Here is a 23,328-nt window from a genome sequence, read left to right as displayed (position 1 = left end):
ATATTACACACCGTGCCAGAGCGGGCTTTTGCGTTGCGCCATCACAACTGAAAGCACCGTGGAAGCAAACGCGGCGAGAAAAACACTGTGACGGACCCGTAATAGATAATGCCAACCCGTAGGAAACGGGCAGCAATGTTGGTTACGCACCCTCGCTGCCTGACCCGCTCAACGTGAGACCCTTGGCGTTGAAGAAGGCGAAGGGATACCATGATCCTGTGTTAGGTCGGCTAGGTGCCAAGGGACTGCAAGGCCCGAAACACCGGGTGGAAGAGCTGAAATTGATTTAGACATTCTTCCCTAAGACCTGCCTGGGTTACGGTGGGTTGGGCGGTAAGATCTGTCCAAACGGTAAGCCCCTTGCGGCGCAGAAGGTCCAGATGAGGGTGGTCACTCGAATAGCCTGACGGTCCACGCTTCAACTCGGGCTCGCTGATCCTGACATTCCTGGCCGTAAGATCATTGATGATTGCCATGAGGTCATCGCCCGCTGGTCCTGCTACGCCGGTCCGGTACTTCTCTAGGGCTGCTTTTTCATATTGGAAGACGCCGCACCCAAGGGACAGGCAATCCGGGGACAGCCCGAAATGCCAAAGCGGGGGCTGATCTCCGCAATCGCCGGGTATGAAAGACATGCTCAGATGAGGATTATAGGGTGTCTTGTCGTTTGAGAACCGCACGTCTCGATGAATACGATAGATCTTGACCGAATGGGGCATGTGCGTCATCTCGGCCAGCGCCTGTGACATCTGGGCCGCAAATTGTTCTGCGGGCTGTTTGATCGCGGCCTCATAGATCTGTTTGTTGGCGTGAAACCACTCGCGTCGGTTATTGGCTCGCAGTTCAGAAAGAAACTGAAGGGCCTCGGGCGAAAAGCAGCGGAACTGATCCATCATCTTCTCCTGATATTCAACTTTTCGGCGGCAGGCTGGCGGCGTGCGCCAGGCACAGGCTCAGCCAGTCACCCAGCGCAGCCGGATCGCAGTCGGCCTCGTCTACAACGACAAACCCACTGAGTTTTCGCTTTCCGTGGACAATCGGGTTTGCAAACGGATTAGAAAGCGCCTCGGTCTCTTTGGCCTTGCCGACACGGAACATGAACCGTCCAAACCCGTCTTTGTCGCGGCGCGCGCCGCACAACATATTGCCGTTCAGAAAAAAGCAGGTGCCACCCATCATCCGCATTTCGGAAATTCCAATATGCGCCTCGAGGGCGAGGCGCATACGTTGATTCAGGTGTTCATCATTTGGCATCAGACTGATCCCGCCAACTGCCAAAGAATTGACAGGGACAAGACGAGCATCACCAATGTTGTCAGTGCGGCACCGATCACCCGACCTTTGCCGTCGGGGGTGGAACGCAGGCTGACATAGTGTACGGCGCGGGCCACCAACAGCACAAGACCGCATCCGCCGACCAGCCAGTCTGAGGCACCGGCAATTTCCGCCCCCGCCAAAGCCAGCAGCGCCAGAGGAACATATTCAGTAAAGTTCCCATGTGCCCGAATCCGCCGCAGCAGTTCGTCGTCATCCCCGTGCAGCAGTAAAACTCCGGTCTGGGATCGTCTGATGCCTACAAGAATTCCCATCGGAATACTCATAAGCACAAAGATTGCTGTCACAAGCAGAGCGATTTGCGGTGTGTGTTCCATGGGAATTCTCCTGTCTGCCCAAGATTAAGACGCCATGCTTTCATAAGTAATCAACGCAAACCGAGCGCCTTGTGGGTCGTTCAGAGTGGCCATCCGGCCGACCCCGGGCATATCTATGGCGGGTTGCAAGACTGAGGCTCCCTGTGCAACTGCGGCTGCTAGGCTGTTATCGACATCAGCAACCGTAAAATAGATCGTCCAGTTGCCATCCGTCTCGGGCATGGGCGAGAACCCTCCGATTGGCGTTTCACCAACCACCGCGGCGGCATAGCTTGACCCGTCCTGCATCGGCATCTCGTTAATGTTCCAGCCCAGCACATTTTTGTAGAATTGCTTGGCCTTGGTCTGGTCTGGCCCGGAATGCCCGATCCAGCCCGAGTTTCCAACGGTGGTCATGTCCAGAATGCTCATCTTTATCTCCCTTTGATTGCCCGCTGCATGCGGGACTGAACAAAGGACGCGTGAGGATCGGCCTTTCCTACAACTGGTTCAAATCTTTTTCACAGGCGGCGATTTCTTTCAGGACCGCCACACGTTCCGGTCCCGTCGGGCCAAGGTTCAATACGCGGTTAAGGGACTGGATCGCGGCGGGAAGATCGCCGATCTCTCGCAACATTGCCGCGCGCAAGGCATGGAACCAGCGATAAGACGCCAGATCATTCGCCACGGTATCCAACGCAACAAGCGTGCGGCGTGGGCCATGAACCCTGGACCCGGCGGCGATCTGGTTCAGGCGGATGACAGGTGAGGGCTGGAGGCGATAGAGCGCGGCATAATGCGCCTCGATCAGAGACCAGTCGGTATCTTTTGTCGATTGGGCATGCGCATGAACGGCGGCGATTGCGGCCTGAATACCGTAAACACCCACTTGGTTCAGCCGTTCGGCCTTTTGCATCAGGGCTGTCGCTTCGGCGATGTTGGCCTTGTCCCAAAGGGCCCCGTCCTGATCTTCCAGGGCTACAAGATCACCTTGATCGTCTAGCCGTGCTTCACGACGGGCATGTTGCAGAAGCAACAGGGCCAGCAGTGAAATCTGCTCGGCCATCGTCGGGAACAAGGCAACCAGCAGCCGGGCCAGACGTATCGCCTCATCGCATAGTTTGAGCCGGATTTGCACCGGGCCACCCGAGGTTGACCAGCCTTCGTTGAACATCAGGTAGATCATCAAAGACACTTCGCCCAAACGCGCAGCCCGCTCCTGTGGCGTGGGTGTTTCAAAAGCGACAGAACTTCCTGCGATCCTTTTCTTGGCGCGGGTAATTCGCTGTTCCATTGCCTTTGGACTGACAAGGAAACCACGGGCGATTTCTTCCACACGCAACCCGGCAACAATTTTTAGGGCCAGCGCAATCTGGTCTTGCCGGCTTAGGTCCGGGTGACAACAGATGAACAGCAGGCGCAGAACATCGTCGCGCAGCTCGTCCGGATCTGGTGGGTCATCAGCCATGGAATGAAATTCTTCCCTGTGGCGGGTCAGGATTGCGCTGCGGCGTTGGGATTTGCGCAAACCATCCAGCCCGGCATTACGGGCGGTGGTCAAAAGCCAAGCTAGCGGATCGCGCGGCGCGCCTTGTTTGCGCCATACGGTCAGGGCCTTTAGACAGGCTTCGGCAAATGCATCTTCGGCAAGGTCGATGTCCCGGAAATACCGCGTCAGGGCCGCGATGGCCTGCGGGCGTTGCTGCAAGAACGTGGCCTCTAGCCAATCCGACACGCGGTCAATCCAAGGTCATCGACCCGCCTGCCCAGGCGGCGGGGCGGACCTCGAGCCGGGCAACAGGTGACGAGATCATTCGCGCATGTTCAAGCGCCTCATCCAGATCGTTGAACTCGGCCAGATATAAGCCCAGAAAACTTTCTTTCGTCTCAGCGAACGGGCCGTCGACGATCATAGGTTGCAGAGTCTCGGCAGCCGCGGGTTCGACTGTGACAGCCGTAGTCGGGGGCATCAGTTTGACGGACAGGAAATCCCCGCGCTGCCTGAGGGCATTCTGTAGCACCGTATGTCCAGCCATGACATCGTCCTGACGGTCCTGTGGCAACGCTTCGAACACACCCGCCTGACCATAGATCGAGATTGCATAGATCATTTTTACCTCCGCGATGTTGGTTTCATCTTGCTAGGACGCGCGAGGCTTTGCAAATCCGACACTCATTTCACCGATCTGCACAGTTTCTGCAGATCTTCTGCACCCGAGCTTCCCGACCTTTGGGTCAAACCAGTCCCTTAAAACACAAGAGGGAAGAAATGGCGCAGCAACTTATAATATCTGGAGTTCCGAATTCTGTGGCGCTGGACGCTTGGTGGCTGTCGGAAGAGACGGTGATTTCAGGCACCAAGGGCCCGCCGGGTTCAACCCCGGGGTTTGCCACCGATGGTCGCGCATGGCGCGTGATCGGGTTTATCTTGCTGGTCGCGCTGGCGGATTACCTGTTCTGGGGGCATCAGGCGGGTGTGTCTCTAGCGGTCTTTGCTGTGGCGGTCTTTTTGTGCGGCCTGCCCGCGGATCGGTCTGGCAAAGGGGTGCTTATGCCCGCAACGGTTTTGGTGCTGAGTGTTTTGCCGGTCGTGGATTTCGTTCAACCATTATCGGTCGCGTTTCTTTTGTCCGGGCTCGTCGTTGCGATTGTCTGGGTCAGGCACCCGAAAGGCCAGGTTCTGGAACTGCTTTTGCTGGCGCTGGGGTTTCTGACTGATCTTCCAAAGAACTGGCTTGGCCCGGTCCGCGCGATACCCGGCCTGAAAACCACGATTGTCAGCGATGCCGGAGGCGGCTGGACGCGGGTTCGGCAGTTCCTGCGCAACTGGGGTCTGCCGATTGGCGGGACGATGGTTTTTGTTACCTTGCTGGCCGAGGCGAACCCGGTATTCCAATCCCTTGTCACCCCGGATATCGCCTTTGGCCACCTGCTGCAGCGCGCCCTGTTCTGGGGAGGGATTGCGCTGATCATCTGGCCTTTTGTCGATAACCACCCGCTTCGCGGACTGAACCCGCGACCATTCGCAGGCCCTCAGACAATCCCTGGCCTCAACGGTGGTTCGGTCCTGCGGGCGCTCTGGGTGTTCAATGCACTGATTGGTGTTCAGACTGTGCTGGACCTTTCGATTCTGCTGGGCGGGGCCTCATTGCCCGAGGGGATGAGCTATGCATCCTATGCCCATCGCGGCGCATATCCGTTGCTGGTAACGGCGCTGCTGGCCGGTGCATTCGCCCTGGCAGCGCGGCCGTTTCTGGATGAAAATCGGGTGCTGAAACCGCTGATGGTGTTGTGGCTGGCACAAAATGTGGCTCTGTGCGGTGCGGCGTTGATGCGTCTGGATTTATATGTCGGCACCTATGGCCTGACCTACCTGCGTATCTATGCGCAGATCTGGATGGGTCTTGTTGCGGCAGGTCTGGCGCTGGTTGGGTGGCAAATAGCGTTCAGGAAATCCAATAGTTGGTTGATCGCGCGAACCGGCATTCTGAGCATACTGGTCCTCTATTGCGCCAGTTTTGTGAATTTTGCCCATGTGATCGCGACCCGAAACCTGAAACTGCCCGAACCGGACTATGCCTATCTGTGTTCGTTGGAGCCCATGACCGGGATGCATATCAGCTACGGGTATCCGAATTCGCTGTGCTATTTTGAAGCCGACCCGATCAACAGCTGGCAGGAATGGGGCTTTCGAAAGTGGCGCCTGTCCCGCTATGGTGCCGATCTGAGCAGTATCGGTCCGGGTATATGAATATCTTAGTTGTCGATGATGATCCGCGGTTGCGTGAAGTTGTGCGTCTGGGGCTGGAACGCGCTGGCTACAGCGTCTCGACCGCCGCCAACGGTCAAGAAGCCGTAATCAGCACGTTTCGCGACGAACCGGACCTGATCGTTCTGGATGTTGGCCTGCCCGAACTGGATGGCTTTGCCGTATGTCAGAAAATTCGAACCCGTTCGGACGTCCCGATCCTGTTCCTGACTGCCCGCGATGATGAGGTCGACCGGATTCTGGGGCTGGAGCTTGGGGCCGATGACTATGTGACCAAGCCTTTCAGCCCGCGCGAACTGGTGACGCGGGTCAAGGTGATCCTAAGGCGCACCAATCGCATTGTGGCGGCGCCGGGAAATCTGCGGCACGGCCCCTTGACCTTGGACCGGACCGCAAGACTCTGTGCTTGTCACGACACGGAAATTGCCCTGACCGGTACTGAGTTTCAGATCATGGTGATGTTGATGGAAACACCGGGCCGTCTTGTTCCCCGCACGGCCCTGATTGCCGAGATTTGGGGCGCGCGCAGCCAGGTCTCGGACAGGACCTTGGACAGCCACCTGCGGAACCTGCGGAACAAATTTGCGCAGGTTGGTTTGTCGGACTCGGTGGAAACCGTACATGGTCAGGGTATCCGGATGAGGAGGCTGGGGTGACCCGGCGCTGGCGACCTTCATTGGCATTTGTGCTGGGCGGTGCGCTGGTCGGGACATTGGGTCTGTCATTCGCGGGGCTGGTGGCCCTGCGTTATCTGGGTCCTGAATTCGGCTTTCGGAACTCTGCCCTGGTTCTGGGCGGAGTGATCTTTCTTGCAACATCTGGGCTGGGCTGGTTGCTGGTACGGTTGCTGCTGCGTCCAATCAAAGCCTTGCAGGCCTATGCCGGGGCGCAAGAGGCCGGAGCCCGCGCCGTGCCAATTCGGCATTTCGGCACCAAAGAGCTTCACCAGACCGCAACTCAGGTTGTCACCATGGCCGAGGCGCTGCGTGACCGTGAGGCGACCATCCGGTCTTATACCGATCACGTCACGCATGAGTTGAAATCGCCGGTAACCGCAATCCGCGCGGCGGTTGAGATGCTACAGGACACCCCGGATGGCAGCGATGACTCCAAAGCCCTAATCGCGCAGATCGACGGGGCGCGTCAGCAGATCGAAACCCAGCTTGCCGCGCTTCGGGATGCCGCCCGTGCGCGCGAGGCCCGATATGTCGGGGCAAGCACCCTGCGCGATGCGTTGCCAGGGGCGCCTCCGCTTGAACTAAACCTGTCCGGGGCGGATGAGGTCGCATTCCCGATCTCGGCCGAGGGGTTGCGGATCGTTTTGGGCCATATTCTGCAAAATGCCAAAGATCACGGGGCCAGCGCGGTTGATCTGCGCGCCTCAGAGGCTGGAAACACGGTTATTCTGACCGTGTCCGACAATGGGGCGGGGATTTCGCCCGGTAACGTCGACCGCGTGTTCGATCCATTCTTTACCACCCGCCGGGAAAGCGGCGGGACCGGTATGGGTCTGGCTATTGTCCGTAACATCCTGTCTGCGCATCGCGGTGAAATCGAAAACCTGCCCGCCCCATGTGGCGCGCGGTTTGATCTGAGCTTTCAGAGGCTCTGACCCGCGCAGATATCCGTTACTGCGCCGGAAGCGGAAGGCATCCGGGCAGCCCCGCTGGCAGGACCAGCCGCGCCCCTTGCCGGTAAAGCGATTGGGCAAACCCGCTGCTCTCAGATGTGACCGTCACGCTGATCCCGGATGTCCCGATGACCGCTGCATCATCGGCCAGGTTCTGCATTAACCCCTGTGAAGGAAAGACCACGACATAGGCCGGGGCCTCATCCGTTATCAATGCGACGACGACAAGAACCGACAGCCAGCCAAGCACCATAAGCGGGATGGCTGTCAGGAGCGATCTAATAGTCATGGATATGCTCAAGCGTCAGGTTGTCCCCCTGGATCTGGCGCAGACGCTGAGAGAGGTCCGGAACCTTGACCAGTATCAGATGACGATAGTCCCCGAACCCTTGTCGTTGGGCGCTGAAGATTGCATCCGGCGCAGTTGGTTGGTCCGACAGGGCGGTGAACAGAATGTCGTCATTGCCAGCGATCTCGACAATCTCGACCCCCGCGCTGGCCATTTCCGCCAGTAGGTTGGTCAGGGTGCGGTAGCGTGGCGTTTCGACCTCAAACCCGTTCGGGCCTTCAGAGACAAACTTCACGCCGGGATAGGCAGACAGGCTGTCTGCACTGGCACCGGTGATGATCATCCGCAGCGTCAACTCATCAGCGCCGACCTGCGCAACTGCCTGTTCGATCACGCCCGCATAGGCCTGTTTGGCACCGTATTCCAAACCCAGCGCAATCGCTCTCTCGCTGTCGCGCAGGGTGCCGCTGTTTTGGTCGCTTAGGCTCTGGGCGTCGTCGGCGAAGGGCCATTTATACCAGGGAACCTGTTGCAGGAACGCGGCATAGGCGGCGGCCTGCTGTGCCGACACATCATCCAGCGGCGCCCGTTGCGAGCCCCGCAAGACAGTGGCCAGCCGACCGAGGGTTTCCTCATAGGCGGCCTTCAGCGCCAGTTCAGCGGAAAAGCTGGCACCGATCACATAGACCATCTGTTTGGTGGCCCCATCAACCTGACCGAGAGCGGAGGCGGTCCGATTCAGATCGCAGAGCGACCCCCAAAACCCGGTGATACTGCTCCAGAACCCGTAATCATGGGGATCGCCGGTGCGCAGAACCTCGGCGTAATCCTCATAGGCGTGGACAATGTGCCACTCGGGATAAGTCATCAGCGTGCGGGTTTCGGCCCGGTGATGTGCCGGGTCGATCAGGGCGGTATAAGCCGGGGGCTGACCCGTACCACGGCAGCTTGTTTCCACATAGAGGATCGGAGCAGCCAGCGCGATCCCGGCGAGGATCAACACCAGAATCAGCCGTTTGGTCCACCGCAGCAAGAACCTCATGCGGTGTGTCTCCGGTCCCGCAGCCCGGCCCAGGCGGCAACGCCGCCAAGCGCCAGATGTGGCAGGTTGGCAAACAGGCGAGGCAGGGACAATTCCGACCCGGCCGATGGGTTTGTAAAGATACCCAGATCAAGATAGCCATAACCGGTGAAAAACCCGAACACACCGTCCCCCAGATAAGCCAGCCCGAACAGGATCAGAAAGCTGCGAGCCGCGCGGTGTGACAACAGCCCGGCGATCAGCGCCCAAAGGGCCGAGGCCACGTGCAGCGCATCGTCATAGATATCCAGTGCGAAAATGCCAAAGGCCAGACCATCCTGATCCGTCAGGCCAGGAACATAGTTCAGCGATGCCGCAATCATCAGCGCGACAAAGTAAACCAGACAGAGTTTTTGAAGGTTGCTCATAGACGCCCCAGATAGCTGTCCCAAAGGTTGTTCCGCAGAACCAGTTGCGGATCAAGCTCTCGTTTTGCCTGCGCAAACCCTTCCGCATTGGGGTAGGCTGCAGTCAGTTGATCCAGTGTCGCATGTGGCCTGTACGGCAGGTAATAGGTTCCGCCAATCGCCACGATCCCGTCGATCAGCGCCCGGGTCATCCGCGCCATGTCGGCTTCGCCGCGTTCGGTCAGCTCCTGGCTGAACGACATGACAGCGGCGATCCGGGGCTGGCTTGCATAAGACAGAACCGCCTGATCGTCCTGTGCGACATAGCGCAGCGTTACGTTCAGAAACTCTTGATACGAGGCCGGAATTACCGCGCGACACACTGATAAGAAATCGTCGAACGCATCGAACCCTACGAAATACTCGTGCAGGATGTCGGTCCGGTCCGGGTTGCGGTCGTCCAGAGTCACAACCGGTTCGTTGATCAAAGTGTTCCGCGTCGCCTCACGCGAACCCAGCGCTGGGCCCAGCCGTGTTTCATTCCACCAACGGAAGGATTTGAAGGGCTCGCTGCCCAGTTGAGCCCGGTACAGACGGCTGGCCGCATGCGACATCCACCCCGACCCGGACGCTGGTGGCAGGTCCGACTGGTCCGAGCCTTCGCGATATGTCACCAATAGCGATTTCTCGAAAAAAGCATCGCGTTCAACATTCAGGCGGCCATAGGCCATTGTGACCGCCGGGTCGTCAATCGCCGCACGAAAGGCCGAGGCAAACGCTCCTGCTTCCAGAATGTCGAATCCCGGCGTCAGGCGTGAATTTGGAACCATCTCGACCTCAAGGTCCACGATCACGCCTATCAACCCGTACCCGCCCATCGCCAGATTGAACAGCTCGGTGTTCTCGGTGGGCGAACAGGTCACCAACTCACCCGAGGGCAGGATCATGCGCAACGACCGGACCGTCGCCCCCATCGGGCCAAAGGGAACCGGCCAGCCATGTGCATTGACCGAATAAGTGGCGGCGACACCGAAATCATTATTTGACTGCATGACTTTGGGGGACCAGCCTGCGGGATCAAGCGCTGCGATGACCTGCGACCAGCGGGCTCCGGCATGGGTCAGATAGGTCCCGGCTGAACCGTCGATCTGAACCGATCCATTGTTAAAGGTAATCGCTGTGCCGTTGCGGGGAATGGCTTGCCCACCCATGGAATGCCGCGCGGCCCCAATGTTGACCGGGCGTCCTTCTGACTTGGCCTCCGAAAGCTCTTGCCGGATGGCGGCGATCAGCGTGTCTCCGGGGTCATCGCTGAGCACCAGATGTTTGTGGATCGGTGTCGGTGACAGTCCGCTGGCGTCATTCATAACTTTGTCGCCGGTTTCCGCAAATGTCCTTCTTGTGCCTTCATAGACAGGAAGGTCCGGTCCCAGCCACCGCGACGCTGCCCACCCTGCCAACCCTCCGCCGGCAAACAAGGCCGCCCTTCTGGTAAATGTTTTCATCTTTCGATTTCTCCCGAAGTTAACTGGGACATCTGATCGAGAATGCTTTTAAGCGCAGTTTGAAATGCCTGCGGGCCTCAATCCGCGGTATGTGCCTGACCCCTGCCAAGGTGTCCATTTGGGCATCGGGTCAAAGAATGTGCAAGTCCATGGCCTGCTGTACCGGCGCAAAGGTGTCATAGTTGCCCCGGATCAGGCCGACGGGTACCTTCAGCATGGCGATGCGCCATGTTCAGCAGATTCGGGCAAGGTCCAAGGACCAGTTTTTTGACCGCAAGTGGCTCGAAACTTGACTTCATTCCCGGAATGTTCAACCGGAAGGCATGTTTTGAAAACTGCGGAAATCCGTACTTGTAAGACAGTCAGCGGCCACAGCTTGGCGTAAGCTTTCCGCTACGTAAGTTCATGCGCGCACGGCAGATTTGCGTCGGGGCATCCGCCAAACTGCCGTTTTTATGCTCAATCAGGTGTTGCAACTGTAACGATGATCTGGATGATCAGGACCACCAAGGCCGTAAAAATGGTCTGTCGTCCAAAGGACGATGTTAACAAAAAGGGGAGTTACAAATGATTCTAAGAAACCTGATGATCGCTGCAAGTGCGACGGCGCTGATGGCGGCGGGCGCTTCGGCGGAAACGCTGCGCTGGGCGCGGGCCGGTGATGCGCTGACGCTGGATCCGCATTCGCAGAATGAAGGTCCGACGCACACCGTGCGACACCAGATTTACGAGCCTCTGATCATCCGCGACGTGACCGGTGCATTCGAGCCCGCGCTGGCGACCGAGTGGGGCCCCAAGGCCGATGACCCGAATGTTTGGGTCTTCAAGCTGCGCGAAGGCGTGAAATTCCATGACGGTGCGGACTTCAACGCCGAAGATGTGGTGTTCAGCTTTACCCGTGCCAAGCAACCTAATTCCGACATGAAAGAGCTGATCGGCTCGATCGTCGAAGTGCGTGCAGTTGACGATTTCACCGTCGAGATTGTCACAGATGGTCCGAACCCGATCCTGCCGTCGAACCTGACAAACCTGTTCATTCTGGACAAGGGCTGGGCCGAGTCGAATGACACCGTCAATGTTCAGGATTTCGAAGGTGGCGAAATCACCTATGCCACCACCAATGCCAACGGAACGGGTCCCTATGTTCTTCAAAGCCGCGAGCCTGACATCAAGACGGTGATGGTGCGCAACGACAACTATTGGGGCATCGACCAGTTCCCGATGGAAGTGACCGAGATCATCTATACCCCGATCCAGAACGCTGCGACCCGCGTTGCGGCGATGCTGTCGGGTGAGGTGAACTTCCTCCAGGATATGCCGGTGCAGGACATTGAACGCGTCAATGGTGTCGACGGTCTGATGGTCAAGCAAGCCCCGCAGAACCGGGTGATCTTCTTTGGTATGAACCAGGGTGCCGATGACATCGAGGCGGATAACGTGGACGGCAAGAACCCTCTGGCCGATGTGCGCGTGCGTCAAGCGATGTCGATGGCGATTAACCGTGATGCGATCAAGCAGGTCGTGATGCGCGGCCAGTCGCAGCCTGCAGGCATGATCGCACCGCCCTTCGTGAATGGCTGGACCTCTGACATGGACGGCGAATCCTCCACCGATCTGGCCAAGGCCAAGGAACTGATGGCAGAGGCAGGTTATGGCGATGGCTTCTCGCTTCGGCTGGACTGCCCGAATGATCGGTACATCAACGATGAAGCTATCTGTCAGGCGGCTGTTGGGATGCTGGGCCAGATCGGCGTGACCGTGAATCTGGACGCCAAGCCCAAGGCGCAGCATTTCCCGCTGATCACCGATGGCAAGACAGATTTCTACATGCTGGGTTGGGGTGTGCCGACATATGACTCGGAATACATCTTCAACTTCCTTGTTCATGGACGCGAAGATGACATCGGCACGTGGAACGGCACCGGTTATCAGGACGATGCGCTGGACGGGAAGATCAAGTCGCTTGCCTCGAATACCGATCTTGACGCTCGGAATGCCGACATCGCCGACATCTGGCGGGTGGTGCAGGACGAAGCGCTTTACATCCCCATTCATCACCAGGTTCTGAACTGGGGTATGGCCGACGGTGTGGGCATCGAAGTGGATGCCGAAGATCAGCCTAAGGTCAAATATTTCACTCTGAACTAAGCCATTCAGATCAGTGATTTGGCAGGGCGCGGTTTCGCGCCCTGCCTTTTGCGCTATTGTTAAGCGCAACACCGCATCGCGGGGCAAAAAAGGGAGATTTCGCCATGACCCTCAGGAACAGTGCCATTGCTTTGGCCTTGCTGGCCACCACCAGCGTTCAGGCTGCCGAATTCAAATGGGCCTCGACCACGGACCCGCAGACGATGGACCCGCACGCGGTCAACTCGGCCCCTGTTCTGGGGTTTCTGAACAATGTCTACGAAGGCCTTGTACGCCGTGACAAGGACATGAGCGTTCAACCCGCGCTGGCCGTCAGCTGGGAGACGATTGGCGACGGCGAAGGTTGGCGCTTTAACCTGCGTGAGGGCGTGACCTTCCATGACGGTAGCAGCTTTGATGCGCAGGACGTTCTGTTCAGCTATCAGCGCGCCTCGGGCGAGGCAGCGGATACCCGCAGCTGGTTCGCGCCCATCAGCGAGGTGATCGTGGTCGACGACTATACGGTCGATTTCATGACGACTGCGCCGAACCCGTTATTCCCATCCTCAATCGCCAACTGGATGATCATGGATCAGGGCTGGGCCGAGGCCAATGACGCAGCGGTGCCCGACAAAGAGGTCGGGAATTACGCCACCCTGAACGCCAACGGCACAGGCGCTTTCAAACTTGCGGCACGAGAGCCCGGCCTGCGCACTGTTCTTGAGCCCTTTGACGGCTGGTGGGATCAGGCCGACCACAACATCACAAGTGCTGAGTTCACGCCGATCCAAAACCCGGCGACAGCGGTTGCAGCCTTGTTGTCAGGCGATGTGGACATGATCAACCCGGTGCCGATTCAGGATGTGGCGCGCCTGAAGGAAAACGGGGATGTCGACGTCATTCAGGGGATCGAGGCACGGGTCATCATGTTGGGGTTCGATCATCAGGCCGAGGTGCTTAAATACACCGACGATGCGGGCAAACCGAACCCATTCCGCGACGCGCGCGTCCGCAAGGCGGTAGCGCAGGCGGTGAATGTGGATGCCATTCTGGCGACTATCATGCGGGGCAATGCCGAAGCGGCCTCGCAACTGGTTAGCCCGGCGATGAGCGGCTATTCGGCGGCAAACGCAGACCGCCCCGCCTTTGATGTCGATGCCGCCAAGACGCTGCTGGCCGAGGCGGGCTATGCGGATGGCTTCTCGTTCGGGCTGAAATGCCCCAATGACCGCTATCTGAATGATGAGGCCGTTTGCCAGGCGGTTGTCAGCATGCTGGCCCAGATCGGGATCACTGCGGAACTGGATGCCATGCCGGTCCGTAACTACTGGCCGGAACTCAGGGAAGGCAAATACGATATGTACCTGCTGGGCTGGAGCCCCGGTACATTTGATGCCGAACACCCCGTGCGCTTCCTTGTGGCTACCCCAAACGAAGAGAAAAAGCTGGGCAGCTGGAATTTCGGCGGATTTTCGAACGCGCGGGTGGATGAGCTGCTGCCGATGATCCAGTCCGAGTTGGATGCGGGCAAACGGCAGGCGATGCTGGATGAGGTCACGCAGATCATTCAGGACGAACAGGTCTATTTGCCGATGTATGTGCAACCTCTGGTCTGGGGCACACGCAGCAATGTCGAACTGACGCAGCGCCCGGACAACTTCTTTCTGCTGCGCTGGGTAACGGTGAACTGAAACCGGGGCGGGGCCAGAAAACGCTAGCTTGCGTTAGCGGTATCTTGACCACCCCGCCCGGGCCTGCATAGACAGTCCGATCAACGAGGAAAACGAATGTTCGCTTATATTGTCCAAAGGATGTTCCAATCCGTGATCGTGCTGCTGATCGTGGGTCTGGTTGCCTTTTCGATGTTCCGCTTTGTCGGTGATCCGATCGACAACATGCTGGGGCAGGAACGTACGCAGGCCGATATCGACCGGCTGCGGTCCGATCTTGGTCTGGATCAGCCGTTTCCGGTGCAATATTTCAAGTTCCTGCAAGGCGCGGTGCAGGGCAATTTTGGCGTGTCCTACCGGCAAGGCCGACCGGTTTCGACCATCATAGCCGAACGCGCGCCCGCGACATTGGAACTGGCCTTTGTGTCGGGCTTTCTGGCCATCACCCTTGGCATCGCGCTGGGCGTTTTCACAGCGATTCGACGACAGGGGGTGGCGGCGAATATCATCATGACCGTGTCGTTGATCGGGGTTTCCCTGCCAACCTTCCTAATCGGGATATTGCTGATCTATATATTCTCGGTTGAATTGGATCTTTTACCCAGCTTTGGGAGGGGCGAGACCGTTATGATTGGCGGCTGGTCCACGGGGTTCCTGACAACCTCGGGGCTCAAGGCGCTGATCCTGCCGGCGATCACGCTGGGCCTGTATCAGATGACGCTGATCATGCGGCTGGTGCGGTCGGAAATGCTTGAGGTCCTGCGTGCCGACTATGTCCGTTTTGCACGTGCGCGTGGGCTGTCGGACCGGGTGATCAATTTTCGCCACGCGCTGAAAAATACGCTGGTGCCGGTGATCACCATCACCGGGTTGCAGCTGGGCTCGATCATCGCCTTTGCCATCATCACCGAGACGGTGTTTCAGTGGCCCGGTGTGGGCCTGCTGTTCATAAATGCGATCCAGTTTGTCGATATCCCTGTCATGGCCGCCTATCTGATGCTGATCTCGGTCATGTTCGTGTCGATCAATCTGATCGTCGATCTTTTGTACTATGCCATTGACCCGCGCCTGCGTGTCGACGCGAGGGCCACATGACCGATACTTCTGAAACTTCGAGACAAGTGCCCAAATCACGACTGGCCCAGTTCTGGGACAGCGATTTCGCATGGTCCTTCCGGCATTCACCCGTGGCGATGGTTGCCTCATTTGTTGTGGTCCTGCTGGTGCTGGCGGCAATACTGGCCCCGCTGATTGCGCCGCATAACCCGTTTGATCCGGCAACGCTGAACCTGATGAACGGATTTACACCGCCGGGCACGCCGAATGCCTTTACGCAGGACACGTTCCTGCTGGGCACCGACGATCAGGGGCGCGATGTGTTCTCGACCATCCTCTATGGGATGCGCATATCCCTGTTTGTCGGCGCTGCGGCGGTGCTGCTGGCGCTGATCATCGGAGTTGTTCTGGGGCTGGTCGCGGCCTATTTCGGCGGCTGGGTCGAGACGCTGATCATGCGGGTCGCAGATGTGCAGCTGACCTTTCCGGCCATTCTGGTCGCCATGCTGATCTTTGGCATCGCCAAAGGCGTGACCCCACCCGAATATCGTGACGAGATGGCGATCTATGTACTGATCATCGCCATTGCCCTGTCCGACTGGGTGCAGTTTGCCCGGGTCGTCCGCGGTGCTGCGTTGGTGGAAAAGAACAAGGAATATGTGCAGGCCGCCCGCCTGATCGGGCGCGGTTCTTTCCCGATTATGTTCCGCCACATCCTGCCCAATGTACTCAGCCCGGTTCTGGTCATCGCCACGATCTCACTGGCGCTGGCGATCATTGCCGAAGCAACGCTGAGCTTCCTCGGCGTAGGGGCACCACCAACCCAGCCGTCATTGGGCACGCTGATCCGTATCGGGCAGGGCTTCCTGTTCTCGGGTGAGTGGTGGATCTTGTTCTTCCCGGCCTGCACCCTGTTGGCGCTGGCCCTGTCTGTGAACCTGCTGGGCGACTGGCTGCGCGATGCACTGAACCCCAAGCTGCGGTGATTTCATGAGCCTTCTGACGATCAATGACCTGACGGTCGAATTCCCCACCCGCCGCAAATTGTTCACAGCCGTGGACCATGTGGACCTGTCGGTTGAACCCGGAGAAATCCACGGCTTGGTTGGCGAATCCGGGGCCGGTAAATCCACCATTGGCGCGGCCATCATGGGATTGTTGGATCGCCCCGGCCGTATTGCCAGCGGCACGATCCAGCTGAGCGGTGACCAGATCAGTGGTCTGGATGCCGAGGCGATGCGGGGGTTGCGCGGCAAAAAGATCTCGATGATCTTTCAGGACCCGCTGACCTCGCTGAACCCGTTATTCACCGTGCGCGAACAACTGACCGAGACCATTCAGGCCCATCTGGGCGGCACGGATGCCGAGGCGAACCAACGCGCGCGCGACCTGATTGACCGGGTTGGCATTCCTGATCCGGACACGCGGTTGGACCAGTATCCGCACCAGTTCTCGGGCGGGATGCGGCAGCGTGTGGTCATCGCACTTGCCTTGTGTACCGAACCGGATGTGATCATCGCGGATGAGCCGACCACGGCGCTGGACGTCTCGGTTCAGGCGCAGATTCTGGACCTGATCAAAGAACTGGCGCGGGAACGTCAGGTGGGCGTCATCCTGATCACCCACGACATGGGTGTGATCGCGGACACGACGGACAAGGTGACAGTGATGTATGCGGGCAAGGTTGTCGAAACCGGCCCGACCGCGCAGGTGATGGGGCAGCCCACCCATGAATACACCAAATCGCTGATCGCTGCCGTGCCGCGCCCGACCCTGAAACTGCATCGCTTTCCCCAGATCAGCTATGGTGGACGCGAGACACGCTTTGCCATCGAAGACATGGCCCGCCACTGGCCCAAGGTGGATAATGACACCAGCAAACCGGTGTTCGAGATCCGCAACCTGACCAAGAAGTTCCTGCAGCGCAAAGGCCTGCTGCCCTGGGACCGCACCTATTTCACCGCCGTTGACGAGGTAAGTTTCGACATCCGCGCAGGTGAGGTGTTTGGCGTTGTGGGTGAATCCGGCTCGGGCAAGTCGACTGTCGCACGGATGATTGCAGGGTTGTACCCTGTGGATGGCGGCACGATTACATTCGACGGGCAGGTGGTCAGCGATCTGACCAATCGGACCGCGCTGGATGCCTATCGCAAGAACATCCAGATGATCTTTCAGGACCCGTATTCCTCGCTCAATCCCCGTATGCGGGTGGATGAGATCGTGGCCGAGCCGATCCGCCATCACAGGTTGATGGAAGGTGCAGATATCAAACGCCGCGTCGATGAGTTGTTGGATCAGGTGGGACTCGGCCATGAGGCCGGGCAGAAATACCCGCATGAATTCTCGGGCGGACAGCGGCAACGTATCTCGATTGCACGTGCGCTGGCCACGCAACCGCGATTCCTGATTTGTGACGAGCCAACCAGTGCGCTGGACGTGTCCATTCAGGCGCAGATTCTGAACATCTTGAAGGACCTGCAGGAACATCTGGGCCTGACCCTGCTGTTCATCAGTCATGACCTGCCGGTGGTACGTCAGATGTGCGACCGAGTGGCAGTGATGAAACAGGGCCAAATTGTCGAGTTGCAGGAAACCAATAACTTGTTCGCCAACCCCCAGACGGATTATGCCCGCGAATTGTTGCGCCTGATGCCCAGGCTTGATGACCTGTCGACCGAGGGGTTGGACGCCGAATCCTGAGTCAGTGACGATTCCAGTATTGGCGGTATGACGGAAGGTCCGTCAATATGGCGATAGTTTTGACGTTTTCGTCAAGATTGCCTCTGCAGATTGAACAACTGTGCCTTCATACTTTCTGAAACGAAAGAGGAGGCGCGTTTTGAGCTGGAATATCTGTGTCATCGGAGCAGGCAAGATCGGTCAGATGATCGCGACTTTGCTGCAATCTTCATCCAACTATTCGGTCACAGTTGCCGACCGCGATCTGGCGGCTTTGTCCGTGCTGAATCGGCAAGGAGTTTCGACCCGCCAGATTGATGTCAGCGATGAAACGCAGCTGGCTGAGGGTCTGAACGGTTTCGATGCGGTTATCTCGGCGGCTCCGTTTTTCCTGACCCCACGGATTGCCAAAGCCGCCAAATCGGCCGGCGCGCATTATTTTGACCTGACCGAAGATGTTGCCGCCACCAACGCGGTGCGCGAGTTGGCCGCCGACAGCGAAACGGCCTTTATGCCGCAATGCGGGTTGGCACCGGGTTTTGTCGGCATCGCCGGCGCGGCCTTGGCTGCGGAGTTCGATACGCTGGACAGCCTGCATATGCGGGTCGGGGCGTTGCCGCTCTATCCCACCAACGCATTGAAGTACAATCTGACCTGGTCCACCGATGGGCTGATCAACGAATATTGCAATCCGTGCGATGCCATCGTGAATGGCGAACGGGTCAAGACCGCTCCGCTCGAGGATTACGAGCGTTTGGGTCATGACGGGGTGGAATATGAATGCTTCAATACCTCGGGCGGGTTGGGCACGTTGCCAGAAACCCTGGACGGAAAGGCGCGGGACGTGTCGTACCGATCGATCCGCTACCCGGGACACCGTGACATTCTGCGTTTGCTGCTGAATGATCTTGGATTGGAACGTCGTCGCGACCTGATGAAGGAAATCTTCGAGACCGCGCTGCCGCGGACCGATCAGGATGTGGTTCTGGTTTATTGCACCGCAAAAGGCATGATCGATGGGGCTCTGCGCGAGAAATCCCTGATCAACAAATCTTATGCCCGTACCCTCAATGGTCAGGTCTGGAGCGCCATTCAGGTCACCACTGCTGCCGGTGTTCTGGGTGTGGTTGATCTGATGCGAACGGGTGCTTTGCCCGGCAAAGGGTTCGTGCGGCAAGAGCAGGTGAACCTATCTGATTTCCTGAACACCGAATTCGGTCAGCTTTACCGCACCGGGGACATAACCAAACAGAACAAGGCGGCCTGAGATATGAAAGACATCGCTATGACAGCCCAAACAACCCTTGCAAATCTGGACCTGACAGCCGCTGAACTGATGGGCGGCACGCTGGCTGTACGCTCGCCCATTGATGGCGGCATTCTGGCCGAGGTACATGAAACGCCTGCGTCAGGGATGGGCACGGTGTTTGCCAATGCCAAGACGGCATTCAAGGCGTGGCGCACGGTTCCGGCCCCACGCCGGGGCGAGCTGATCCGCCTGCTGGGCGAGGAATTGCGCGCCGCCAAAGACGATTTGGGTGCGCTGGTCAGCTGGGAAGCTGGTAAGATCACCTCGGAAGGTCTGGGTGAAGTGCAGGAGATGATCGACATCTGCGATTTCGCCGTCGGCCTGTCGCGCCAGCTTTATGGTTTGACCATCGCATCTGAGCGCCCGGGCCACCGGATGATGGAAACGTGGCACCCGGCAGGACCGGTGGGCGTGATCTCGGCCTTCAACTTTCCGGTGGCGGTCTGGTCGTGGAATGCCGCGCTGGCGCTGGTCTGCGGTGATCCGGTGATCTGGAAGCCGTCTGAAAAGACGCCGTTGACCGCGATGGCCTGCCAGAAGATCTTTGAACGTGCACTGGCCCGATTTGGCAATGCGCCCGACCACCTGCTGCAGACCCTGATCGGAGGTGCCGCGCTGGGCGAGGCGCTGGTGGCCAGCGAGGACGTGCCGGTCATTTCGGCGACCGGGTCCACACGGATGGGCCGTGCAGTAGCCCCCATCGTGGCGCAGCGGTTCGGGAAATGTATTCTCGAGCTTGGCGGCAATAACGCGATGATTGTGGGCCCTTCGGCCGATCTGGAAATGGCCGTGCGTGCGATTGTCTTTTCTGCTGTCGGCACAGCCGGTCAACGCTGCACCACGCTGCGCCGACTGATCGTTCACAACTCGATCCGCGAGGAGCTGGTGAGCCGGTTGAAAAAAGCCTATGCCGGTCTGCCAATCGGCAATCCGCTGACCGAAGGCACATTGATCGGTCCTCTGGTGGACGAAGCCTCGGGCGCGGCCATGACCGCTGCGCTGGACGCTGCAAAGGCCGAAGGCGGCGCAGTCTTTGGTGGCGACCGCGTGACCGAAAACGTCCCCGCCGGTGTCTATATGCAGCCCGCGATTGTCGAGATGCCTGGCCAGACAGCAACCGTAAAGACCGAAACCTTTGCGCCGATCCTCTATGTCATGGGGTACGACGCGTTCGACGAAGCCATCGAATTGCAAAATGACGTACCGCAAGGTCTGTCGTCTTGCGTATTCACTCTGAACATGCGCGAGGCCGAGCAATTCCTGACCGCAGCGGGATCGGATTGTGGCATTGCCAATGTCAATATCGGGCCATCGGGGGCCGAGATCGGTGGCGCATTTGGTGGCGAGAAGGAAACCGGTGGCGGGCGTGAAAGCGGCTCGGATGCGTGGAAGGCCTATATGCGCCGTCAGACCAACACCGTGAACTACTCAGCCGAGCTGCCGCTGGCGCAAGGCGTCAAGTTCGACATCTGATCGTGCTGTCGGCGGTACCTGATGGTGCCGCCGGCTCATCAATCTGCAAACAGATAATCCAATCGCATGATGGCCTGCGCCTGTTCCTGTGAAACATTCAGAAACCGGACAATGGCGTCTTCGTTTTCTGTCCGGTCGCTGGTTTCCCGCAGGCGTGCATGTCGATCCAGCGCGGTGCCCCGGATCAACTCGGATTCGTATTCCATCGCGTTGTGCAAAGTTGGGACAAGCCGTGCCACGGTTTCGGTCGGGCTGTCCTGACCGGCCAACCCCACACGGCGGGCGTGGCCGATCAGGTAATCGTCGGAATATTCACACTCGACTTCAAGCACATGGGTTTTGACCTGATCTGCACAGAAGTCCTGAATGATTTCGATATCTGAGGGATCGATGCACAGAACCAGCCGGTTGGTTTCGAAACTTTCAAACAGCATCCGCACAAGAGCACGCCGGTGGCGGGACCGTTTGAGCAAGGTCGTTTCGATGCCGCCAAGATCGGGCAGAGCCGTATCCTGTTCGTTGAACAGATACTCGACACAAGGGATATCGGTTTCGGACTTAATCTGATCGACCAGACGCTTGGCCACATGCCATTTCTTACACACGATCAGGAAAACATCGCGGTCCGGTCCCAGCGTATTTCCGGCCTCCCAGAACCTTTGCTTGTGGCGGCGTCCGACGCGCCCTCTTGCGGTTAAGAAACTATGGAGATTGCGACCTTCATCCGAGATGTGAAAATCCACCCCATCCGCAGAATAGAGCTGGCCTAACCGGTCCTTCAGCTCATGTGCCTCGGGGCTGATTTTGCGGGCGAACAGAAAATCCTGCCCTAACAGCATGTCGTAATGGTCGTTATAAAATGTCACGGGCATTCCGTAGTCCGAGAACATCAGGAATGTGAGCGTTCGGTTGTCGATCTCTTCACGGGGAACAAGGTGGCGGACAAGCGTTTGAAAGAAAGTCTCATCCGGTATCCAGGTGGTCGAGAAAAAGCGGATTACGTCCGGGCGCTGGGCCAGGAATTCAAAGATCATTTCAACAGTATGACGGCGCAGACACCACCACTGACTGCCGATCATGACCTGGATGTCAGCCGGAACCTCGCGGGTCAGACCAAGTTTTTTCTGTACGTCATAGGATGTATAGAATCGTCTGCTCTGGGTGCGTTCATTGAAGAAATGGCGATAGATCAGCCGGTCTTCTTTCATGCCGGTCTTGATCCAGTTACTGGCAAAAAAGTCGTGGCTTTCGACAAAATCCCTGTCGTTGTCGTTCAGGAACTGATGCGCGTATTCCGCTGTTTTGATCGCCATGCAATCCCCTGACAGCATGTAGAAATGCGTCGCGCGGGGAAAGGCTTTGAGGGCGGCTTGCACTGCGTTCAATGTGGCCTGTACCAAAGACCACTCGCCCCAACCGCATTTGATGCGTTTGGTTGCAAAAGTGACATTCGAATTGGCCTGAAGAGCGCCCTGAATGCGTGCATAGGCCTCGCGACTTGCGCGGGCGTCAAAATGTATGGCCATGCAATCGCCAGCAGCGGTTAGCTGCTCGGCCTGCGCAATGATTGCGTCAGGGTCCTTGTGGCACAACAAAATGTAGGCAATTTTTGCCATTTCAGTTCTTTGTTATCCGTTTCTGCCCGGTTCCCTCTGTGATACTGAGGATGAGCGATTGAATAAACAGATTATTTTTGGTTCTGTAGATACAAAAGCAGGCGCGAATAGTGAGTTACGACCTGTTGAGGAGGCGCAGCAAATGGGTTTTCCCGGTACATGGATGACCGAGAGCGAGAGCATGGTTTACCGTGTTGTCCCGAAATGTGCATGCTCAACCATCGGGCAAATCATGTATTTTTCGGATCATGGCCGTTTTTTTGACGGCGATATCCACGATGCCAAGGACGGGATGCACAAGTGGGCGTTCGGTCCCAGCCAGGAGCCGATTTCGACAAATGTCCGAAATCATAACTCCTTTTCTTTCACCTGCGTGCGGAACCCGTACACGCGAATTCTCAGTTCGTTTTTTGACAAGATCTGTGGAATTCAGCGCAACGGCAAACGGTATCGCGGCAATCTGGTGCCGACGCTGATCTACAATTACGGCATCGAGGTTGGCGGAGAGGACGGTCAGGGTGATTTCGACCAGGTCGCCAGTTTCCGCAGATTCCTGTTATTTGCTCGTGACACGATCAGGTGGCGCCGGCCCATGGATCCGGATATCCACTGGTCCGCCATGTCTGGCCATGTATCGACCTTTATTGCAAATGGCGGACGATATGATCGCATCTTCTGGACCGAGAAGTTCAACGATGGGATGCAAGGTGTTCTGAGCAACTTGGACACGCCACACAAGGTGGCCCTGTCCGAAATCCCGCGGTTCAACGAATCCGAAGGCCACGGACCCAAACGAAAGCATCCTGTCGAGGACTATTTCGACGACCTGTCGATGCATCTTGTCTACGAGATATACAAACAGGATTTCGATCTGTTCAAATACGATTTTGAAGATCCGGCCAACAAGATGCCGATCGCCGAGATCGATCTGGATGAAGTCCACGCCAAGCTTGGGGATTGAGCTGGAAATCACCTTCTCCCGCCCATCGACAATGTAACTTGCGAAACATCTCCTCTGGTTGGGCCTGGCGCCGCGCTATGCGCCGCGCCAGGCCCAAGACCGAAGCCGATAGCGCCAGAAGGCGCGGGAGCGCTTTGGGAATTGATTGGGCCGGATCACTTGATTTGGTGTCCGGCCCTTATGTC

Annotated in this window: 22 protein-coding genes; 11 read left to right on the top strand and 11 right to left on the bottom strand. The window is 57.9% G+C overall.

The annotated features are described in order from the left end of the window. Positions 1-230: 230 nt before the first annotated feature. From AC2FHW_RS15650 to AC2FHW_RS15625, 6 genes are all read right to left on the bottom strand, one after another. On the bottom strand, positions 231-893 hold the full coding sequence (locus tag AC2FHW_RS15650) for a DUF2461 domain-containing protein (protein ID WP_496822185.1): 663 nt from the start codon (positions 891-893) through the stop codon (positions 231-233). A gap of 16 nt (positions 894-909) precedes the next feature. Continuing rightward, positions 910-1,254 carry a TfoX/Sxy family protein gene (locus AC2FHW_RS15645; RefSeq protein ID WP_142638450.1) on the bottom strand — a complete coding sequence of 115 codons (345 nt, stop codon included), beginning with the start codon at positions 1,252-1,254 and terminating at the stop codon, positions 910-912. Then, positions 1,254-1,652 carry an MAPEG family protein gene (locus AC2FHW_RS15640; RefSeq protein ID WP_142638448.1) on the bottom strand — a complete coding sequence of 133 codons (399 nt, stop codon included), beginning with the start codon at positions 1,650-1,652 and terminating at the stop codon, positions 1,254-1,256. Before AC2FHW_RS15640 ends, AC2FHW_RS15645 begins: the two co-directional genes overlap by 1 nt. A 24-nt stretch (positions 1,653-1,676) precedes the next feature. Next, positions 1,677-2,063, bottom strand: a complete 387-nt coding sequence (locus AC2FHW_RS15635) for a VOC family protein (RefSeq protein ID WP_142638446.1) — start codon at positions 2,061-2,063, stop codon at positions 1,677-1,679. 67 nt (positions 2,064-2,130) lie between these two features. Next, the gene (locus AC2FHW_RS15630; protein WP_496752174.1) at positions 2,131-3,366 is read right to left on the bottom strand and encodes an RNA polymerase sigma factor; all 1,236 of its coding nucleotides are present in this window, start codon (positions 3,364-3,366) and stop codon (positions 2,131-2,133) included. A 4-nt stretch (positions 3,367-3,370) separates the two neighbouring features. Then, the gene (locus AC2FHW_RS15625; protein WP_142638441.1) at positions 3,371-3,742 is read right to left on the bottom strand and encodes a YciI family protein; all 372 of its coding nucleotides are present in this window, start codon (positions 3,740-3,742) and stop codon (positions 3,371-3,373) included. A 158-nt stretch (positions 3,743-3,900) separates the two neighbouring features. On the opposite strand from AC2FHW_RS15625, the gene AC2FHW_RS15620 reads away from it, so the two are divergent. The 3 genes from AC2FHW_RS15620 to AC2FHW_RS15610 are packed head-to-tail and all read left to right on the top strand — an operon-like array spanning position 3,901 to position 7,012. Next, complete coding sequence (locus tag AC2FHW_RS15620; protein WP_496822184.1) at positions 3,901-5,382, top strand: DUF4153 domain-containing protein; 1,482 nt, start codon at positions 3,901-3,903, stop codon at positions 5,380-5,382. Further along, positions 5,379-6,056 (top strand): response regulator transcription factor, encoded by a 678-nt coding sequence (locus tag AC2FHW_RS15615; RefSeq protein WP_271950973.1) that lies wholly within the window; start codon positions 5,379-5,381, stop codon positions 6,054-6,056. Before AC2FHW_RS15620 ends, AC2FHW_RS15615 begins: the two co-directional genes overlap by 4 nt. Then, positions 6,053-7,012 (top strand): sensor histidine kinase, encoded by a 960-nt coding sequence (locus AC2FHW_RS15610; RefSeq protein WP_271950970.1) that lies wholly within the window; start codon positions 6,053-6,055, stop codon positions 7,010-7,012. The genes AC2FHW_RS15615 and AC2FHW_RS15610 overlap by 4 nt, the downstream gene beginning before the upstream one ends. Positions 7,013-7,028: 16 nt before the next feature. Here AC2FHW_RS15610 and AC2FHW_RS15605 read toward each other — a convergent pair whose 3' ends face one another. The 4 genes from AC2FHW_RS15605 to AC2FHW_RS15590 are packed head-to-tail and all read right to left on the bottom strand — an operon-like array spanning position 7,029 to position 10,252. After that, positions 7,029-7,319 (bottom strand): hypothetical protein, encoded by a 291-nt coding sequence (locus tag AC2FHW_RS15605; RefSeq protein ID WP_271950967.1) that lies wholly within the window; start codon positions 7,317-7,319, stop codon positions 7,029-7,031. Beyond that, the gene (locus AC2FHW_RS15600; RefSeq protein WP_496822182.1) at positions 7,309-8,361 is read right to left on the bottom strand and encodes a hypothetical protein; all 1,053 of its coding nucleotides are present in this window, start codon (positions 8,359-8,361) and stop codon (positions 7,309-7,311) included. Before AC2FHW_RS15600 ends, AC2FHW_RS15605 begins: the two co-directional genes overlap by 11 nt. Next, the gene (locus AC2FHW_RS15595) at positions 8,358-8,768 is read right to left on the bottom strand and encodes a DUF4383 domain-containing protein (protein WP_271950961.1); all 411 of its coding nucleotides are present in this window, start codon (positions 8,766-8,768) and stop codon (positions 8,358-8,360) included. The genes AC2FHW_RS15600 and AC2FHW_RS15595 overlap by 4 nt, the downstream gene beginning before the upstream one ends. Beyond that, positions 8,765-10,252 (bottom strand): FAD-binding oxidoreductase, encoded by a 1,488-nt coding sequence (locus tag AC2FHW_RS15590; protein ID WP_271950959.1) that lies wholly within the window; start codon positions 10,250-10,252, stop codon positions 8,765-8,767. Before AC2FHW_RS15590 ends, AC2FHW_RS15595 begins: the two co-directional genes overlap by 4 nt. Positions 10,253-10,819: 567 nt before the next feature. Between AC2FHW_RS15590 and AC2FHW_RS15585 the strand changes: the two genes are divergently transcribed. From AC2FHW_RS15585 to amaB, 7 genes are all read left to right on the top strand, one after another. Next, positions 10,820-12,400: an ABC transporter substrate-binding protein gene (locus AC2FHW_RS15585; protein WP_185956712.1), complete on the top strand. Its 1,581-nt coding sequence runs from the start codon at positions 10,820-10,822 to the stop codon at positions 12,398-12,400. A gap of 104 nt (positions 12,401-12,504) precedes the next feature. After that, positions 12,505-14,070: an ABC transporter substrate-binding protein gene (locus AC2FHW_RS15580; protein ID WP_282022207.1), complete on the top strand. Its 1,566-nt coding sequence runs from the start codon at positions 12,505-12,507 to the stop codon at positions 14,068-14,070. A 96-nt stretch (positions 14,071-14,166) separates the two neighbouring features. Continuing rightward, positions 14,167-15,144 carry an ABC transporter permease gene (locus AC2FHW_RS15575; protein WP_142638424.1) on the top strand — a complete coding sequence of 326 codons (978 nt, stop codon included), beginning with the start codon at positions 14,167-14,169 and terminating at the stop codon, positions 15,142-15,144. After that, on the top strand, positions 15,141-16,091 hold the full coding sequence (locus AC2FHW_RS15570) for an ABC transporter permease (protein ID WP_271950952.1): 951 nt from the start codon (positions 15,141-15,143) through the stop codon (positions 16,089-16,091). Before AC2FHW_RS15575 ends, AC2FHW_RS15570 begins: the two co-directional genes overlap by 4 nt. Before the next feature lie 4 nt (positions 16,092-16,095). Continuing rightward, complete coding sequence (locus tag AC2FHW_RS15565) at positions 16,096-17,805, top strand: ABC transporter ATP-binding protein (protein ID WP_271950949.1); 1,710 nt, start codon at positions 16,096-16,098, stop codon at positions 17,803-17,805. A gap of 139 nt (positions 17,806-17,944) precedes the next feature. Next, positions 17,945-19,051 carry a saccharopine dehydrogenase family protein gene (locus tag AC2FHW_RS15560; RefSeq protein ID WP_271950947.1) on the top strand — a complete coding sequence of 369 codons (1,107 nt, stop codon included), beginning with the start codon at positions 17,945-17,947 and terminating at the stop codon, positions 19,049-19,051. A gap of 18 nt (positions 19,052-19,069) precedes the next feature. Further along, positions 19,070-20,566 carry an L-piperidine-6-carboxylate dehydrogenase gene (amaB, locus tag AC2FHW_RS15555; RefSeq protein WP_271950943.1) on the top strand — a complete coding sequence of 499 codons (1,497 nt, stop codon included), beginning with the start codon at positions 19,070-19,072 and terminating at the stop codon, positions 20,564-20,566. Between the two features lie 38 nt (positions 20,567-20,604). Here amaB and AC2FHW_RS15550 read toward each other — a convergent pair whose 3' ends face one another. Then, a complete protein-coding gene (locus AC2FHW_RS15550) occupies positions 20,605-22,182 on the bottom strand; it encodes a DUF5928 domain-containing protein (protein ID WP_496679507.1) in 1,578 nt (525 codons plus the stop codon). A gap of 142 nt (positions 22,183-22,324) precedes the next feature. Here AC2FHW_RS15550 and AC2FHW_RS15545 point away from each other — a divergent pair, with 142 nt between their 5' ends. Continuing rightward, positions 22,325-23,143: a sulfotransferase family protein gene (locus tag AC2FHW_RS15545; protein WP_142638414.1), complete on the top strand. Its 819-nt coding sequence runs from the start codon at positions 22,325-22,327 to the stop codon at positions 23,141-23,143. Positions 23,144-23,328: the final 185 nt, after the last annotated feature.

The organism is Ruegeria sp. YTSA108 (assembly GCF_059610185.1).
Note: the sequence above shows the minus strand (reverse complement) of the source record. Positions and strands in the feature narration are given on the sequence as shown.

Excerpts from the sequence above, each read along its gene's own strand:
- AC2FHW_RS15650 (WP_496822185.1), bottom strand. The coding sequence starts at position 893 with ATGGATCAGTTCCGCTGCTTTTCGCCCGAGGCCCTTCAGTTTCTTTCT.
- AC2FHW_RS15645 (WP_142638450.1), bottom strand. The coding sequence starts at position 1,254 with ATGCCAAATGATGAACACCTGAATCAACGTATGCGCCTCGCCCTCGAG.
- AC2FHW_RS15640 (WP_142638448.1), bottom strand. The coding sequence starts at position 1,652 with ATGGAACACACACCGCAAATCGCTCTGCTTGTGACAGCAATCTTTGTG.
- AC2FHW_RS15635 (WP_142638446.1), bottom strand. The coding sequence starts at position 2,063 with ATGAGCATTCTGGACATGACCACCGTTGGAAACTCGGGCTGGATCGGG.
- AC2FHW_RS15625 (WP_142638441.1), bottom strand. The coding sequence starts at position 3,742 with ATGATCTATGCAATCTCGATCTATGGTCAGGCGGGTGTGTTCGAAGCG.
- AC2FHW_RS15620 (WP_496822184.1), top strand. The coding sequence starts at position 3,901 with ATGGCGCAGCAACTTATAATATCTGGAGTTCCGAATTCTGTGGCGCTG.
- AC2FHW_RS15615 (WP_271950973.1), top strand. The coding sequence starts at position 5,379 with ATGAATATCTTAGTTGTCGATGATGATCCGCGGTTGCGTGAAGTTGTG.
- AC2FHW_RS15605 (WP_271950967.1), bottom strand. The coding sequence starts at position 7,319 with ATGACTATTAGATCGCTCCTGACAGCCATCCCGCTTATGGTGCTTGGC.
- AC2FHW_RS15600 (WP_496822182.1), bottom strand. The coding sequence starts at position 8,361 with ATGAGGTTCTTGCTGCGGTGGACCAAACGGCTGATTCTGGTGTTGATC.
- AC2FHW_RS15595 (WP_271950961.1), bottom strand. The coding sequence starts at position 8,768 with ATGAGCAACCTTCAAAAACTCTGTCTGGTTTACTTTGTCGCGCTGATG.
- AC2FHW_RS15590 (WP_271950959.1), bottom strand. The coding sequence starts at position 10,252 with ATGAAAACATTTACCAGAAGGGCGGCCTTGTTTGCCGGCGGAGGGTTG.
- AC2FHW_RS15585 (WP_185956712.1), top strand. The coding sequence starts at position 10,820 with ATGATTCTAAGAAACCTGATGATCGCTGCAAGTGCGACGGCGCTGATG.
- AC2FHW_RS15580 (WP_282022207.1), top strand. The coding sequence starts at position 12,505 with ATGACCCTCAGGAACAGTGCCATTGCTTTGGCCTTGCTGGCCACCACC.
- AC2FHW_RS15575 (WP_142638424.1), top strand. The coding sequence starts at position 14,167 with ATGTTCGCTTATATTGTCCAAAGGATGTTCCAATCCGTGATCGTGCTG.
- AC2FHW_RS15570 (WP_271950952.1), top strand. The coding sequence starts at position 15,141 with ATGACCGATACTTCTGAAACTTCGAGACAAGTGCCCAAATCACGACTG.
- AC2FHW_RS15565 (WP_271950949.1), top strand. The coding sequence starts at position 16,096 with ATGAGCCTTCTGACGATCAATGACCTGACGGTCGAATTCCCCACCCGC.
- amaB (WP_271950943.1), top strand. The coding sequence starts at position 19,070 with ATGACAGCCCAAACAACCCTTGCAAATCTGGACCTGACAGCCGCTGAA.
- AC2FHW_RS15550 (WP_496679507.1), bottom strand. The coding sequence starts at position 22,182 with ATGGCAAAAATTGCCTACATTTTGTTGTGCCACAAGGACCCTGACGCA.
- AC2FHW_RS15545 (WP_142638414.1), top strand. The coding sequence starts at position 22,325 with ATGGGTTTTCCCGGTACATGGATGACCGAGAGCGAGAGCATGGTTTAC.